At 63.2% G+C, this 14,745-nt stretch carries 16 protein-coding genes; 10 read left to right on the top strand and 6 right to left on the bottom strand.

Annotation, left to right across the window (positions count from 1 at the left end):
* Positions 1-5 precede the first annotated feature (5 nt).
* The 8 genes from JQ628_RS16475 to JQ628_RS16440 all read left to right on the top strand — a co-directional run bounded on the left by JQ628_RS16475 (position 6) and on the right by JQ628_RS16440 (position 11,043).
* A complete protein-coding gene (locus JQ628_RS16475; RefSeq protein ID WP_212223756.1) occupies positions 6-254 on the top strand; it encodes a sulfurtransferase TusA family protein in 249 nt (82 codons plus the stop codon).
* Positions 235-1,632 (top strand): sigma-54-dependent transcriptional regulator, encoded by a 1,398-nt coding sequence (locus JQ628_RS16470; RefSeq protein ID WP_212223755.1) that lies wholly within the window; start codon positions 235-237, stop codon positions 1,630-1,632. The genes JQ628_RS16475 and JQ628_RS16470 overlap by 20 nt, the downstream gene beginning before the upstream one ends.
* On the top strand, positions 1,625-3,643 hold the full coding sequence (locus JQ628_RS16465; RefSeq protein WP_212223754.1) for a sensor histidine kinase: 2,019 nt from the start codon (positions 1,625-1,627) through the stop codon (positions 3,641-3,643). The genes JQ628_RS16470 and JQ628_RS16465 overlap by 8 nt, the downstream gene beginning before the upstream one ends.
* Before the next feature lie 350 nt (positions 3,644-3,993).
* Entirely contained in the window at positions 3,994-5,646 is a 1,653-nt protein-coding gene (locus JQ628_RS16460; RefSeq protein WP_212223753.1) for an OFA family MFS transporter, read from the top strand.
* Between the two features lie 292 nt (positions 5,647-5,938).
* Entirely contained in the window at positions 5,939-7,648 is a 1,710-nt protein-coding gene (locus tag JQ628_RS16455; protein WP_212223752.1) for an NADH-ubiquinone oxidoreductase-F iron-sulfur binding region domain-containing protein, read from the top strand.
* Positions 7,645-10,410: a formate dehydrogenase subunit alpha gene (gene fdhF, locus JQ628_RS16450; protein WP_212223750.1), complete on the top strand. Its 2,766-nt coding sequence runs from the start codon at positions 7,645-7,647 to the stop codon at positions 10,408-10,410. Before JQ628_RS16455 ends, fdhF begins: the two co-directional genes overlap by 4 nt.
* A gap of 125 nt (positions 10,411-10,535) precedes the next feature.
* Positions 10,536-10,793, top strand: coding sequence for a hypothetical protein (locus JQ628_RS16445; protein WP_212223748.1), 258 nt, complete (start codon positions 10,536-10,538; stop codon positions 10,791-10,793).
* Positions 10,794-10,803: 10 nt separating this feature from the next.
* On the top strand, positions 10,804-11,043 hold the full coding sequence (locus JQ628_RS16440; protein WP_212223746.1) for a hypothetical protein: 240 nt from the start codon (positions 10,804-10,806) through the stop codon (positions 11,041-11,043).
* Here the strand turns inward: JQ628_RS16440 and JQ628_RS16435 are convergent.
* The 6 genes from JQ628_RS16435 to JQ628_RS16410 all read right to left on the bottom strand — a co-directional run bounded on the left by JQ628_RS16435 (position 11,021) and on the right by JQ628_RS16410 (position 14,058).
* The gene (locus JQ628_RS16435) at positions 11,021-11,254 is read right to left on the bottom strand and encodes a hypothetical protein (protein ID WP_212223744.1); all 234 of its coding nucleotides are present in this window, start codon (positions 11,252-11,254) and stop codon (positions 11,021-11,023) included. The two genes, JQ628_RS16440 and JQ628_RS16435, sit on opposite strands and share 23 nt — an antisense overlap.
* A gap of 85 nt (positions 11,255-11,339) precedes the next feature.
* Positions 11,340-11,807: a hypothetical protein gene (locus JQ628_RS16430; protein WP_212223742.1), complete on the bottom strand. Its 468-nt coding sequence runs from the start codon at positions 11,805-11,807 to the stop codon at positions 11,340-11,342.
* 106 nt (positions 11,808-11,913) lie between these two features.
* A complete protein-coding gene (locus JQ628_RS16425) occupies positions 11,914-12,315 on the bottom strand; it encodes a hypothetical protein (protein WP_212223740.1) in 402 nt (133 codons plus the stop codon).
* A gap of 37 nt (positions 12,316-12,352) precedes the next feature.
* Positions 12,353-13,297 carry a 4-hydroxy-tetrahydrodipicolinate synthase gene (gene dapA / locus JQ628_RS16420; protein ID WP_212223908.1) on the bottom strand — a complete coding sequence of 315 codons (945 nt, stop codon included), beginning with the start codon at positions 13,295-13,297 and terminating at the stop codon, positions 12,353-12,355.
* Between the two features lie 8 nt (positions 13,298-13,305).
* Positions 13,306-13,749, bottom strand: coding sequence for a hypothetical protein (locus JQ628_RS16415; RefSeq protein ID WP_212223738.1), 444 nt, complete (start codon positions 13,747-13,749; stop codon positions 13,306-13,308).
* A 33-nt stretch (positions 13,750-13,782) separates the two neighbouring features.
* Positions 13,783-14,058 carry a hypothetical protein gene (locus JQ628_RS16410; RefSeq protein ID WP_212223736.1) on the bottom strand — a complete coding sequence of 92 codons (276 nt, stop codon included), beginning with the start codon at positions 14,056-14,058 and terminating at the stop codon, positions 13,783-13,785.
* A 376-nt stretch (positions 14,059-14,434) separates the two neighbouring features.
* Here JQ628_RS16410 and JQ628_RS16405 point away from each other — a divergent pair, with 376 nt between their 5' ends.
* Positions 14,435-14,596, top strand: a complete 162-nt coding sequence (locus JQ628_RS16405; protein ID WP_212223735.1) for a hypothetical protein — start codon at positions 14,435-14,437, stop codon at positions 14,594-14,596.
* Positions 14,597-14,606: 10 nt separating this feature from the next.
* Entirely contained in the window at positions 14,607-14,696 is a 90-nt protein-coding gene (locus tag JQ628_RS16400) for a K(+)-transporting ATPase subunit F (RefSeq protein WP_016846764.1), read from the top strand.
* Positions 14,697-14,745 lie beyond the last annotated feature (49 nt).

Genomic DNA, 14,745 nt, shown 5'->3' with positions numbered 1-14,745 from the left:
AGCCCATGACAACGACGATCAAACTCGATCTTGCCGGACTGAAATGTCCGCTGCCGGCGCTCAAGACCCGAAAGGCGCTGAAGATGCTTCCGCCCGGCGACCGGCTGGAAGTGCTGTGCACCGATCCGCTGTCGGTGATCGACATCCCGAATCTGATCCGCGAAACCGGCGACAAGGTCGAGATCACCGAACGCAACGGCAGCCGCATCGTTTTCCTGATAGAGAAATCGACTGATGGCCCCCGTGGGCAATGAACCGGCGATCAAGACCGGCAGACCGAACGGCAGTCCCGAATTCAGCGCACTGGCGCAAGCCTCGATCCTGATCATCGACGACGAACCCGGAATGCGCAATTTCCTGATGCGCACCCTCGGCCCGCGCTGCAAGTTCGTGGAGCAGGCGGCCGACACCGATGAGGCCTCGCGTAAGCTCGATCTGAACCGGTTCGACGTCGTCATCCTCGACAACATCATGCCCGGCAAGAACGGCGTCGACTGGCTGGCCGAACAGCGCGCCGTCGGCTTCTTTGCGGATGCGATCCTGATCACGGCCTATGCCGATCTCGACACGGCGATCCAAGCACTACGCGCGGGCGCGGTCGACTTTGTGCTGAAGCCGTTCCGCTCGAACCAGATCCTCAATGCGGTTGCGCGCTGTCTCGATCGCGTCCGGTTGCAGCGCGAGAACTACATCTTGCGTTACGCGCTGCGCGCTTCGTCCGACCGGACCTTTCTGCGCGACAATCTGATCGGCGAGTCGCCGGCGGCGCGCGGCGTGCGCGAAACGATCGCGCGCGTGGCGCGTCTGCCGACCTCGATCCTGCTCACCGGCGAATCCGGCACCGGCAAGGAGGTTGCCGCGCGCTCGATCCATTCGCTGTCCGACCGCGCCGAAAAGCCCTTTGTTCCCGTCAACTGCGCGGCCATTCCGGCCGACATGATCGAAGCAGAGCTGTTCGGGCATATCAGGGGCGCCTTCACCGGCGCGGACAGCGGGCGCGAGGGCCTTTTCCTGTACGCGCATGGCGGCACGTTGTTCCTCGACGAGATCGGCGAACTGCCGCTACCGATGCAGAGCAAGCTGCTGCGCGTGCTGGAAGACCGCCGCGTCCGCCCCGTCGGCTCGGAACGCGAGGTCCCGGTCGATTTGCGCATCCTGTTTGCGACCAATGCCGATCTACAGAAGCTGGTGGAGCAGGGACGCTTCCGCGCCGACCTCTATTATCGCCTGAACGTGATGCAGATTCATCTGCCGCCGCTGAAGGACCGCGGCGACGACGTGCAGGAACTCGCCACCATCTTCATGAGCAAGCTTTCGATGCAGCTCGGCATGCCGCCGGTGGCGATCGATGCTTCGGTGCGGGCTGCGCTGGCGAGCTACGACTGGCCCGGCAATGTGCGTGAGTTGCGCAATCTGATCGAACGCACGCTGATCCTCGGCGCGTTCCCGGACGATTTCGCCGGGCAGCGAAGCTCTGGGCAGCTCGGAGCCGTCGACAGCCTGGCCGATATGGAACAACGGCACATCATGGCGGTGCTGAAGGAGGTCGGCGGCAACCGCGAGGAAGCCGCGCGCCGGCTCGGCATCTCGCGCAAGACCATCGACCGCAAATTCGCGTTATGGAATGTCTGACCGGGCGGGCACCGACGCCCCCCCGCGCGGGCAATCCGTCCGCTTCAGGCTGCTCGCCATCGCGCTTCTGCCCATGCTGGTTTTTCTCCCGCTGTTGCTCGGGGTGGCCATCTATCGCTGGAATGCGAAATTCGACGCCGCGCTGATCTCGAAGGTGAATGGCGATCTCACCATCGCCCACCAGTATCTGGCGCGTATCCTCGAGAAAACCGGCGCGCAGGTCCGTGCGCTCAGCCTTTCTTCCAACTTCCGCAACGCGATGGAGAAGGACGCGTCCGTGACCGAGCTGCTCGATCAGACGCGCAAGGAAATCGGCCTCGACTTCCTCTATCTGGTCGATCGCAATGGCCAGATCATCGCATCGTCACCGCCGTTCAAGGGGCGGCTGAAAAGCGATTGGCCGATCATCGGCGCTGCGCTGTCGGGTGCGCCCGCTTCGACCGGAATCGACATCTTCACCAATGACGAACTGGCGGCGATTTCGCCCGATCTTGCCAGGCGCGCGCGTCTCGAACTCGTGCCGACGCCGAACGCCGTTCCGACCGACCGCGGCACGGAAACCCATGGCATGGTGGTGCATGCGGCAAGCCCCGCGACGACGCCGGATGGCGGGACGGCCGCGCTGGTCGGCGGCATCCTGCTCAACCAGAACCTCGAATTCATCGATACCATCAACGACCTCGTCTACCAGGCCGCCAGCCTGCCCGAGGGCAGCCAGGGCACGGCGACGCTGTTTTTGGACGATGTGCGCATCAGTACCAATGTCCGGCTGTTCGAGGGCCGGCGCGCGCTGGGAACGCGGGTGTCGGCGGCGGTGCGATCCGCCGTGATGGATGAAGGGCGCACCTGGCTCGACAGCGCATTCGTGGTCAACGACTGGTACATCTCGGCCTACGAGCCGCTGGTCGACACCTACGGCAAACGCGTCGGCATGCTCTATGTCGGGTTCCTGGAAAAGCCGTTCAGCGCGGCCAAGTATCAGACCCTGCTGATCATCACGCTTGCGTTCGTCGTGATCGCGGCGGCGACGGTGCCGATCTTCCTGCGCTGGGCGCGCTCGATCTTCATGCCGCTCGAGCGCGTCACCGCAACGATCGGCGAAGTGGAGAAGGGCGATCTTTCCGCCCGCACAAGGCTGCCTGCGGCGGGTGACGAGATCGGCCGTGTGGCGGTTCACCTCGATACCCTGCTCGATCAGATTCAGGAGAGCGACCGGCGCTTGCGCGAATGGAACGAGGAGTTGAACCTGCGGGTCCGTGAGCGGACGCGCGATCTCGAGATCGCCAATCTGAAGCTCGAAGCGACCACCAAGCAGCTCATCATGTCGGAAAAGCTGGCCGCGATCGGCGAGATCACCGCCGGCGTCGCCCATGAGATCAACAATCCGGTGGCGGTAATGCAGGGCAATCTCGATGTCATCCGCAGCGTGATCGGCGCGGAAGCCGACAAGGCCAAGGTCGAATTCCGTCTGGTCGACGAGCAGATTCATCGCATCAGCCAGATCGTCACCAAGCTGCTGCAATTTGCGCGGCCCGAAGAGTTCGCCGGCTATGTCGAGCGCCATGCGCCCGCGAACGTCATTTCGGATTGCCTGCCGCTGGTGCAGCACCTCTTGAACAAGACCGATATCTCGGTGGTGAGAGAGGATCGCGCCAGCCGCCTGGTTGCGATGAATCGCAATGAGCTACAACAGGTGCTGATCAACCTGATGGTCAATGCGATCCACGCTATGCCCGACGGCGGTACCTTGACGCTGCGCTCGTTCGATTCCGATCGCGACGGCAGTCCCGGCATCGCCATTGAGGTCGCCGATACGGGCATCGGCATGAGCGAAGACGTGATCGAAAAGATCTTCAATCCCTTCTTCACGACCAAGCGGCGCGAAGGTACAGGCCTTGGTCTCTCCATCAGTCAGACACTGATTGAGCGACAGCGTGGCCGGATCACGGCAGAAAGCGCGATAGGAAAAGGCAGTACCTTCACTGTATGGCTGCCTGAAGCCGCAGACTGACTGGACATTTTGTCCATCGCCGCGCTGCACAGTCCGGACATTTTGTCCAAGGAAAGCGCGGCTGCCTCCGCAAGTAGTTGATTCCCGGTATCACGCCATTTGGCACATGGATTGCTGATCTCACGCTAAAGGGGACGCGGGAGGGCGCATGACCGGGTGTTCGGTCGCAACGTTGGCGACTGTGCGAGTTTGTTCGATCGACGCCGATCGTCCCGGATACGCGCCCGCAGCGCGCCGCTTCCATCCAGCTTTGGCCGGCACCGGCCATGCAGCGGCCGCGCCCTTTCAATCCAGCATCACGATTTAACGGATGAGCCGCGACGGCCACCGAACTTCAGGAGGTAATGCCTATGACAACTGCCGACGTCACACTTGTCCAGCCGGGAGCGCTTGGGTTCCTTGACAAGGAGCACACAGTTGCGACCGCCGGCTTCAACCGCTGGCTGGTGCCGCCGGCTGCCCTTTGTATCCATCTCTGCATCGGCATGGCCTATGGCTTCTCGGTGTTCTGGCTGCCGCTGTCGCGTGCGCTCGGCGTCACCGCACCGAAGGCATGCCCGGACATGTCGCTGCTACAGGAACTGTTCACCACCAGTTGCGACTGGAAGGTCGCCAGCATGGGCTGGATGTACACCCTGTTCTTCGTCGTTCTCGGTATCTCCGCCGCGGTGTGGGGCGGCTGGCTGGAGCGCGCCGGCCCGCGCAAGGCGGGATTCGTTGCCGCGCTGTGCTGGTGCGGCGGGCTTTTCCTCGGCGCGATCGGCATCTACACGCATCAGCTCTGGTTGATGTGGCTCGGGTCCGGCGTGATCGGCGGCATCGGTCTGGGTCTCGGCTACATCTCGCCGGTCTCGACGCTCGTGAAATGGTTTCCGGACCGCCGCGGCATGGCGACCGGCATGGCCATCATGGGCTTTGGCGGCGGTGCGATGATCGGCGCGCCGCTGGCGAATTTGCTGATGAACTATTTCAAGACCCCGACCTCGGTCGGCGTCTGGGAAACCTTCGTCGCGATGGGCGTGATCTATTTCGTCTTCATGATGATCGGCGCGTTCCGCTATCGCATCCCGCCGGCCGGCTGGCGCCCCGAAGGCTGGACGGCGCCGTCGAAATCCAATGCGATGATCTCGCAGTACAACGTCCATCTCGACAACGCGCACAAGACGCCGCAGTTCTGGCTGGTCTGGTGGGTGCTGACCCTGAACGTCTCGGCCGGCATCGGCGTGATCGGCATGGCCTCGCCAATGCTTCAGGAGATCTTTGCCGGCAAGCTGATCGGCCTGCCCGATGTCGGCTTCAACCAGCTCGACGCCGCGCAGAAGGCGACGATCGCGGGTATCGCGGCGGGCTTTGCCGGCCTGCTGTCGCTGTTCAACATCGGCGGCCGGTTCTTCTGGGCCTCGCTGTCGGACAAGATCGGCCGCAAGGACACCTACTACACGTTCTTCATCCTGGGCATCGCGCTCTACGCATTGGCCCCGACCTTTGCGGCCATGGGCTCAAAGCTGCTGTTCGTGCTCGGCTTCGGCATCATCCTGTCGATGTATGGCGGCGGCTTCTCCACCGTGCCGGCCTATCTCGCCGATTTGTTCGGCACCCAGTTCGTCGGCGCCATTCATGGCCGCCTGCTGACGGCATGGTCGACCGCCGGCATCATCGGTCCTGTCGTGGTGAACTACATCCGCGAGTTCCAGCTCGCGGCCGGCGTTCCGCGCGACCAGCTCTACAACACGACCATGTACATCCTCTGCGCGATGCTGATCGCCGGGCTGATCTGCAACTTCCTGGTCAAGCCGGTCGACAAGAAGTGGCACATGAGCGAGGAAGAGGTCGCAAAACTTCAGGCGGTGACCGCCGGCGCCGACGCCAGGGGCGCCTCGGGATCCTATGGCATCGGTTTTGGCGGGCTTGACGCCAAGGCCGCACTGTTCTGGGCCTTTGTCGGCATTCCCCTGCTCTGGGGCGTCTGGAAGACGCTGGAGAGCGCGGTCAAGATTATCTGACCGAGGCAAGGCGCCGCGGGCACTTCACCCCGCGGCGTCCGCCCGCGGATTGGCATCGATAGGCTTTCGCTATCGCAGCATAAGATGCCTTTATTGATTTCGGGGCGGATTCCCGGTCTCGTTCCCTCTCGGCGAAGGCGAACCTGGCGCGAGTCAAAGCGCTGTCCCGGCGATCTCGGAAGGCCGGCCGCCTGCGCTTAAATACTTATTCAGACGCGATAATTCTCTTGGCATCTGGTATGCCAAGGTATTAGAGTTGATCTAAACCGTACTAACTGGCTGAGACGACTGTATGAGTCACGACGTCCATAAGGTCCGCGCATTCGAGCACCCTGGCGAGGGCCGCCGTCGCGCCAAGGCAACACCAAAGGGCCGTCAGGTCGATCCGACCGCCGCGCACGAGATCGAGCTTCTGCTCGGCGACCGGCCGCGCCGGCGCGACCTCCTTATCGAATTCCTGCACCTGATCCAGGACAAGTATCACCAGATATCCGCCGCGCATCTTGCCGCGCTCGCCGACGAGATGAGTCTGTCGTTTGCGGAAGTGTTCGAGACCGCGACCTTCTATGCGCATTTCGACGTGGTGAAGGAGGGCGAGAAGGACATCCCGCCGCTGACCATCCGCGTCTGCGACTCCCTGACTTGCGCCATGATGGGCGCGGAGCAGTTGCTGTCGGAATTGCAAAACAAAGCCGGTCCCGACGTTCGCGTCGTGCGGGCGCCCTGTGTCGGCTTCTGCGACAGCGCCCCGGTCGCGGAGGTCGGGCATCGCTACGTTCTCAACGCGAAGGCCTCCGATGTGCTCGACACCGCCGCGCGCGGCGAGGTTCATCCCATCATTCCCTCGTTCGTCGACTACGACGCCTACGTAAAGGATGGCGGCTACAAGCTGCTGGGCGATCTCAGGGCCGGCCGTGTCAGCAAGGAAGACATCCTCAAGGTGCTCGACGATTCCAGCTTGCGCGGCCTCGGCGGCGCCGGCTTCCCTACGGGCCGCAAATGGCGCGCCGTGCTCGGCGAGCCCGGACCGCGGGTGATGGCGGTCAACGCAGACGAAGGTGAGCCCGGCACGTTCAAGGACCGGTTTTATCTGCTGCGCGACGTTCACCGCTTCCTCGAAGGCATGTTGATAGGTGCGCACATCATCGATGCAGAGGACGTCTATATCTACCTGCGCGATGAGTATCCGGCGGCGCACAAGTTGCTGCCGATCGAGATCGCCAAGCTACCGCCCGGCGGCCCACGAATTCATCTTCGTCGCGGCGCCGGCGCCTACATATGCGGTGAGGAATCCTCGCTGCTGGAAAGCCTCGAAGGCAAGCGCGGCCTGCCGCGGCACAAGCCGCCTTATCCGTTCCAGGTCGGGCTGTTCGGCATGCCCACCCTGATCAACAATCTCGAAACGCTATTCTGGGTGCGTGATCTCGTTGAGAAGGGCGCTTCGTGGTGGACCAGCCAGGGCCGCAATGGCCGGCATGGACTGCGCAGCTATTCGGTCTCAGGCCGCGTAAAGGATCCCGGCGTGAAACTCGCGCCGGCGGGCGTCACCGTGCGCGAACTGATCGACGAATTCTGTGGCGGCATGGCCGACGGTCACACCTTCCACGCCTACCTGCCGGGCGGCGCGTCCGGCGGCATACTGCCGGCATCGATGGACGATATCCCGCTCGATTTCGGCACGCTGGAAAAATACGGCTGCTTCATCGGCTCGGCCGCGGTCGTCATCATGTCCCAGCAGGACAGCGTGAAAGCGGCGGCGCTGAATCTGATGCGCTTCTTCGAGGATGAGAGCTGCGGCCAATGCACGCCGTGCCGGGTTGGTACCCAAAAGGCGGCGATCCTGATGCAGCGGCCGGTGTGGAACCGCGCGCTGCTGGATGAACTGAGCCAAGCCATGCGCGATGCGTCCATCTGCGGTCTCGGACAGGCAGCCTCCAATCCCGTCACGTCAGTGATTAAATACTTTCCGGAAGAGTTCGTGCCGAAGGAAGCCGCGGAATGACAAAGGTGCAATTCGAGCTCGACGGCAAACAGGTCGAGGCCGCTCCCGGCGAAACCATCTGGCAGGTCGCGCAGCGCCAGGGCCGCGAGATTCCGCATCTCTGCTATTCGCCGGCGCCGGATTACCGGCCCGACGGCAATTGCCGCGCTTGCATGGTCGAGATCGAGGGCGAGCGCGTGCTGGCCGCGTCCTGCAAGCGCACGCCGACCGTCGGCATGAAGGTGAAGACGGAAAGCGCGCGCGCGGTCGCGGCGCAAAAGATGGTGATGGAGCTCCTGGTTGCCGATCAGCCGGCGCGCGAGACCTCGCACGATCCGGATTCGAAATTCTGGAACTGGGCCGAAAAGACCGGCGTCACCGAGAGCCGCTTTCCCGCGGCCGAGCGCTGGGACACCGATGCCAGCCATCCGGCGATGCGCGTCAATCTCGATGCCTGCATCCAGTGCGGCCTGTGCGTGCGCGCCTGCCGCGAGGTGCAGGTCAACGACGTCATCGGCATGGCCTATCGCAATCACGGCGCCAAGATCGTATTCGACTTCGACGATCCGATGGGAGAATCCACCTGCGTTGCCTGCGGCGAATGCGTGCAGGCCTGCCCGACCGGCGCGCTGATGCCCGCGGTGATGCTGGACGAGCAGCAGACCCGCGTCACTTATGCCGACAGGAAAGTGGACTCGCTGTGCCCGTTCTGCGGCGTCGGTTGCCAGGTCACCTATCAGGTCAAGGACGAGAAGGTGATTTACGCCGAAGGCCGCGACGGCCCGGCCAATCACAATCGTCTCTGCGTCAAGGGCCGCTTCGGTTTCGACTACATCCACCATCCGCACCGCATCACAAAGCCGCTGGTGCGGCTGCCGAATGCGAAGAAGGATGCCAACGACCAGGTCGATCCCGCCAATCCCTTTACGCATTTCCGCGAGGCGTCATGGGATGAGGCGCTCGATATCGCCGCCAGGGGTCTCGTCAAGATCCGCGACGAGAAGGGCGTGAAGGCGCTCGCCGGATTCGGTTCTGCAAAAGGCTCCAACGAAGAGGCTTATCTGTTCCAAAAACTGGTGCGCACCGGATTCGGCTCCAACAACGTCGATCACTGCACGCGGCTGTGCCATGCCTCGTCGGTGGCCGCGCTGTTCGAAGGTCTGAGCTCGGGCGCGGTGTCGGCACCGTTCGCAGCGGCGATGGACGCCGAGGTCATCATCGTGATCGGCGCTAACCCGACAGTGAACCACCCGGTCGCCGCGACCTACATCAAGAACGCTGCGAAGAAGGGCGCAAAGCTCTTCGTTTTGGATCCTCGCAGGCAGACGCTGTCGCGTCACGCGACAAAGCATTTGCAGTTCAAGCCGGGCTCCGACGTCGCCATGCTGAATGCGATGATCAACACGATCATCACCGAAGGTCTCACCGACGACCAGTATATCGCGGGTTACACCGAGGGCTTCCAGGACCTGGAGGAGAAGATCAAGGAGTTCACGCCGGAGAAGATGGCGCCGATCTGCGGCATCCCGGCGCAAACCCTGCGCGAGGTCGCGAGGACTTATGCTCGTGCGAAATCCTCGATCATCTTCTGGGGCATGGGCATCAGCCAGCATGTCCATGGCACCGACAACGCACGTTGCCTGATCGCGCTCGCACTGATTACCGGCCAGGTCGGGCGTCCCGGCACCGGGCTGCATCCGTTGCGCGGTCAGAATAACGTGCAGGGCGCATCCGACGCCGGCCTGATCCCGATGTTCCTTCCGGACTACCAGCCCGTCAGCCGCGACGACATGCGCGGCAACTTCGAGAAGCTGTGGCAGCAGGAACTCGATCCCGTGCGCGGCCTGACCGTGGTCGAGATCATGAACGCGATCCACGCCGGAGAAATCACCGGCATGTACATCGAGGGCGAAAACCCCGCGATGTCCGATCCCGATCTCCAGCATGCCCGCGAGGCGCTGGCGAAACTCGATCATCTCGTCGTGCAGGACCTGTTCGTCACGGAAACCGCGTTCCACGCCGACGTCATCCTGCCGGCTTCCGCGTTCGCGGAAAAGGAGGGCTCGTTCACCAACACCGATCGCCGCGTGCAGCTCGCGCGCCAGGTGATCAAGCCGCCGGGCGACGCGCGGCAGGATCTCTGGATCATCCAGGAGATCGGCAAGCGCATGGGGCTGCCGTGGAATTATTCGGGTCCCGGCGACGTCTACACCGAGATGGCGCAGCTCATGCCGTCGCTCAAGAACATCAGCTGGGAACGTTTGGTGCGCGAAGGCGCCGTCACCTATCCGGCGGATGATCCGAACAAGCCCGGCAACGAGATCATCTTCACCACGGGTTTTCCGACCGAAAGCGGCCGCGGCAAGATCGTGCCGGCACATGTGATCCCGCCGGACGAATTGCCGGACGCGGAATATCCCATGGTACTCTCCACCGGCCGCGTGCTCGAACACTGGCACACCGGCTCGATGACGCGCCGCTCGCAGGTGCTCGACAGCATCGAGCCCGAGGCCGTGGCGTTCATGTCGCCCAGGGACATGCGGCGGCTGCAAGTGTGGCCGGGCGATTTCATCCGCCTGATGACTCGTCGCGGCGCGGTCGAGGTGAAAGTGCGCTCCGACCGCGACGTGCCGGAGAACATGGTGTTCATGCCGTTCTGCTACGCGGAAGCGGCGGCGAATCTTTTGACCAACCCGGCGCTCGATCCGTTCGGCAAGATTCCTGAGTTCAAGTTCTGCGCCGTCAAGGCGGAGAAGGCCGAGCAGCAGGTCGCGGCGGAGTAGCCGCGACCCGCTGTCTTCATAGCGCGCCTATGCGAGACGGCGTCCGCCCGTCTCGAATTCCTACGCCGTCCTTCGCATCTTCCGGCTGATCCGGCGCGGTTCGCGCCGGCGACTGGAAGACGGTTATGACCCTGTTTCCCATTCATCGCGGCGAGCCGATCGGCTCGCGCGGCTTGCGTCGCGGCAGCCGCTTCTCGGCTGGGCGCATCACGCGAAAAATCACAGTGGCCCTGCGGGCGATTCATCGTGCGATCGTTGCGGCAAAGCTGCGGCGCTTGCGGCATGAGCTGATGTTTCACCGTAGCGCGCATGCGCCGGCGGAATTCGACGCCGCAAAGTTCCCGCAGCGCCCGCTGATCCTGGGCGACAAATGGGATTTTTAGGACATTCGTCATGTCCCACCTCGATATCCCGTTGACCAGGAAAGCACTCTCCATCGCAGCGAGCGCCATGGCCTGGCTCGTCCGCGCCGCCATCGGTCCGGACAAGGCGTACCATCCCGAACAGCACTATATGCGCGGCCCCGGTCCGAAATGGCGGGAGAAGCATTTGCTGAACAGCGGGGCTGATCGCAGTTCACTCAATCAGCTTGGATCGCCCCGCACCGCATTCACGCCGGAGCGTGCAGCATAAAGCTGTTGGCGAGGCAGCACACGGCGAGATAGGCCGCCGCTTCATCCCAGTTGTTGAGGTCGCCGTCGAGCGGCGGCTCTCCCCGAAAGACGGCGGTTGCTGCACAGAGGATAGCGGCCATCCACAGCAGCGCCACCATGCCCTTCACGAAGCCGGCACCGCTGAAGGCCGCAAACAGCAAAAGGATCGCTAGGCGCACCAGGAAGCGCATCACGATTCGGGCGGGCCGGGCAGATTCCGGCAGCTTTTTCGACTGACTCAACGCGTGAACTTTCGGCAGCAGCGCGGCACCGGCTTTACGCAAAGTTGTCGCAAAGAACGGGTTCGTAGTGCGCGTTCTTGCGCTCTCCGGTTCGCGGAACGCTGGTCCGATTCGAGGATGCGTTGTCATGCTGTGCTTCGACAAACGCGCTGAGGATGGCGAGCGCCAGATCGGTGTGGCGACCCTCGACGGATTCATCGAGCCAGTCCGGCAGTTCGTGGATACGCGAAAGGGCGCAGTACCATTCGCCGCTATCATAGGCGATGCGGCGGACCTGCCATTGCGGCAGCTCTAGTTCGATCAGCGCCAGCGCGGCGTCGGTCCAGGCGCCCATCTTGATCAGGTGCTCGACCCGTTCGGTCTTGCCGGCCTGGACCTGCGAGGGAAGGCGGCGGCAGGCCACGCGGATGATGTCAGCAATCAGCGAAGGCGTGACGGAGAGCGCATCCTGAAGACGTTCGACGAGCGTGGCGGGATTTTGGGGGAGAGAGATGAGTGACATGGCGGTAACTCACATAACAGGCGGCTTGAAGTTTTGGCCGCACTGCAAAAGTGGTCAAAACGCCGTTTGAAAACGAGAGGAGGGAAGCTGCGGAAATATAGGGATCTCATAAGCGGCTGAGGTTGCTTCGCGACGGCAGTCCCTTCCAGAGATCATGTTTCGGCTTGATGCGCTTCTTCGTTGAGTCCGGCTCCTGTTGCGGAATTCCGAGCGCGGCGGAGAGGGCGCGATGGAGACGAACATCCTCGATTTGCGCGAGATAGCGGCTGAGAATGTCGTCGTTTGCCGTTTGTTGCCGCATCATGGCCGCGCAGAGTTCCGCGCTTGTCCGGCGGAAGAAGCTGAAGGGCGGCTCGACCTGGTGCTGGTGCCCCAGCCTGTCGATTTCGTTTGCTATGGCGAGCACGCCGAGCCGGTCGGCGTTATCGCGCGTCAGTGCAAAACGCAGGACGGCGAGATGCCAGGCGCGCAGCAGGCCGGCGTGGCGTTCAGAACCCAGCGGACTCATTTGAGAGGCTTTCGTGATCGGCTGGCCTGAACCGGCATCACGCCTGGATCGCGACGGCCAGATCCTCGTCGGCCATGCCGCTGACGGCTCTTGCGACCTCGGCCTTTGCGGCATCGTCCAGTTCGACAATCGGCAGGCGGACGGCAGGATCCATCAAGCCGAGCAGGCTCAGCGCATACTTCACGGCTGCGGGATGTTGCCGGGCCACGCAAGCCTCGAGCGTCGACAGGCGCTTGCTGAGGAGGCGCGCGGTCTGCATCCGGCCCTGTTGCAGATTCGAGAAGATCGTCCGGCAGAGATCCGGCGCGACGTTGGAGACAGCGGAGATGCAACCATCGGCGCCGGCGGCGATGCAGGCGAGGGCGGTCGCATCATCGCCGGACAGGATACGAAATCCTTGCGGCACCAGGGCGCGCAAGCGCATGGGGCGGGCGATGTCGCCGCTGCCATCGCGCAGCCCGATGAACCGATTGGACCGGCACAGCCGCGCGATCGTTTCGTCCGCCAGCTCGCGCATGGTTCGCGAGGGGATGTCGTGCAGGATGACCGGCAGTCCGGTTGAAACGGAGATGGCCTGAAAATGCGCAAAGATGCCGCTCTGCATCGGCCTATTGTAGTAAGGCACGACGGTGAGGATGGCATCGGCGCCCGCGACCTCGGCAAGGCGCGTCAGTTCGATCGCATGCTCGGTGGAATTCGAGCCGGCACCCGCGATGATGCGCGCGCGGCCACGCGCGGTGGCCGCCGCGGCGCGGATCAGCGTTCCCTGCTCGGCCGGCGACAATGTGGAGGCCTCGCCGCCGGTCTCGCAGACCACGACGGCGGAAGCCCCGTTCGCGATCTGCCGTTCGCACAGCCGCGTGAAGGCCGGCAAGTCGATGCGATCGGCTTCATCGAACGGGGTCGGCAGATCGGGGATATAGCCCGTGAGCCAGGAAATGGAGGAAGGGGTGGAGGAAGAAACAGAGATCGCCGGTGACATCTTGTACCTCACGCCACATTTTCCATCTGGGCAAAGGCCTGGCGATAGGCCGACAGCACCAGCCCCTCGTGGCAACGCACCCCAGCCTCGATCCGGAAACCAATCTGTTCGAGCTTCCTGCGGATCTTGAGCGAGGTATTGCCGTCACGGGAATCGATCAGGACGGTAATCGTCGCGTTGGCGGCGAGGAACTGCGAGACCTGCATCAGCACCGCCTCGGTCGCGGACGGCGATTGCCGCGCCGTGACCAGGGCGATGGTGCGTTGTCCGCGGGCCAGGCGTGGCGTGGCAGGTGTGGCGACGCGCACAAAGCCGCGCTGCCGCAACGCGAGGCAAAGCTCCATGCTGTCGTCGCCGGCCACGATGGCACGATGCAGGTTGGACAACCGCGTGAGCGTGATCATGGTGTCGATCACCTGCTCGCGATCTGTGTTGGGATGAGCCTGCATCATGGGTACTCCCGGAGATTTGTAACAGCCGCCCAGTCAGCGCGCGCGGCGGGCGGCGGACGTCGCAAAGGCGATGGCGGGCGCCGGCTTGTTGCCGCTCATATCGAGCTCAATGCCGCGCGATAGTTCAATGATGGTTTCGGGATGATGGCCGTTCTCGAACAGCGCGTATTTGACGGCCTGGGCGCGGTTCACGAACAGACCGCCGAACAGCCCGTTCTGTTCCTGGGCGACCCATTGGCCGCGGCTGTTACGGCCGATGAAAACGATGGTAGACGGTGAACTACACGATGGAGGTTCGACGAGCTTCACGTTGGTATTCCCTTTCAATGGTGGAGTGGCGGACCTCTGCAAGGCCGTGGCCTCGTTTGACGGAAGGCCGCTTCACTCACGCCGCTGAATATCTTCCCGGCCGGATATGAATTCGAGGGCGCTGCCGGAACGACGGCATAAGCGCCGCATAAGGCCGGCAAATGCCGCTGCCCCGTTCACGCTCGCGGCCGGCGCGGTGAAATGCAGAAGGCGTGGGACTCTCACAAACGTGCGTTTCGGAAAGGCCGTGACGGGCACGCAAGACCGCGAAGTCAGGCGGAACTATCTTTGATGTCACAGGGTTGGCCGGTTTGCCGCGGCAAACCGTCTTTATGAGATTCCTATAAGACCGGCCGGGCTCCAGCCTCGAAAACCTATGTCCCGGGTGGCATCTCAGCCTGCGAATGAAGCGGGCCGTGCGTGCGGCCCGCATTTTGGCGCACTGGAACATCCCATGCTCGACATTCTCATGCTTGCCATCACCGCCGGCCTGTTCGCAGCGGGGATCGGCTACGCCTATGTCTGCGAACGGTTGTGAGGAGGGTGAAATGATCTTCGATTACTCGCTCGCCGGCCTCGTCTCGCTCGGTCTGCTGTTCTACCTCACCTACGCCCTGCTGCGCCCCGAACGCTTCTAGAGCCATGCTCATCCTTGTCCAACTCTTGCTCGCGTTCGCAGCCCTGAGC

This window comes from Bradyrhizobium lablabi, from assembly GCF_018129385.1.
GTDB lineage: Bacteria > Pseudomonadota > Alphaproteobacteria > Rhizobiales > Xanthobacteraceae > Bradyrhizobium > Bradyrhizobium lablabi_C.
Note: the sequence above shows the minus strand (reverse complement) of the source record. Positions and strands in the feature narration are given on the sequence as shown.

Coding starts and splice junctions, on each gene's coding strand:
- JQ628_RS16475 (WP_212223756.1), top strand. CDS start 6: ATGACAACGACGATCAAACTCGATCTTGCCGGACTGAAATGTCCGCTG.
- JQ628_RS16470 (WP_212223755.1), top strand. CDS start 235: ATGGCCCCCGTGGGCAATGAACCGGCGATCAAGACCGGCAGACCGAAC.
- JQ628_RS16465 (WP_212223754.1), top strand. CDS start 1,625: ATGTCTGACCGGGCGGGCACCGACGCCCCCCCGCGCGGGCAATCCGTC.
- JQ628_RS16460 (WP_212223753.1), top strand. CDS start 3,994: ATGACAACTGCCGACGTCACACTTGTCCAGCCGGGAGCGCTTGGGTTC.
- JQ628_RS16455 (WP_212223752.1), top strand. CDS start 5,939: ATGAGTCACGACGTCCATAAGGTCCGCGCATTCGAGCACCCTGGCGAG.
- fdhF (WP_212223750.1), top strand. CDS start 7,645: ATGACAAAGGTGCAATTCGAGCTCGACGGCAAACAGGTCGAGGCCGCT.
- JQ628_RS16445 (WP_212223748.1), top strand. CDS start 10,536: ATGACCCTGTTTCCCATTCATCGCGGCGAGCCGATCGGCTCGCGCGGC.
- JQ628_RS16440 (WP_212223746.1), top strand. CDS start 10,804: ATGTCCCACCTCGATATCCCGTTGACCAGGAAAGCACTCTCCATCGCA.
- JQ628_RS16435 (WP_212223744.1), bottom strand. CDS start 11,254: ATGCGCTTCCTGGTGCGCCTAGCGATCCTTTTGCTGTTTGCGGCCTTC.
- JQ628_RS16430 (WP_212223742.1), bottom strand. CDS start 11,807: ATGTCACTCATCTCTCTCCCCCAAAATCCCGCCACGCTCGTCGAACGT.
- JQ628_RS16425 (WP_212223740.1), bottom strand. CDS start 12,315: ATGAGTCCGCTGGGTTCTGAACGCCACGCCGGCCTGCTGCGCGCCTGG.
- dapA (WP_212223908.1), bottom strand. CDS start 13,297: ATGTCACCGGCGATCTCTGTTTCTTCCTCCACCCCTTCCTCCATTTCC.
- JQ628_RS16415 (WP_212223738.1), bottom strand. CDS start 13,749: ATGATGCAGGCTCATCCCAACACAGATCGCGAGCAGGTGATCGACACC.
- JQ628_RS16405 (WP_212223735.1), top strand. CDS start 14,435: ATGTCCCGGGTGGCATCTCAGCCTGCGAATGAAGCGGGCCGTGCGTGC.
- JQ628_RS16400 (WP_016846764.1), top strand. CDS start 14,607: ATGATCTTCGATTACTCGCTCGCCGGCCTCGTCTCGCTCGGTCTGCTG.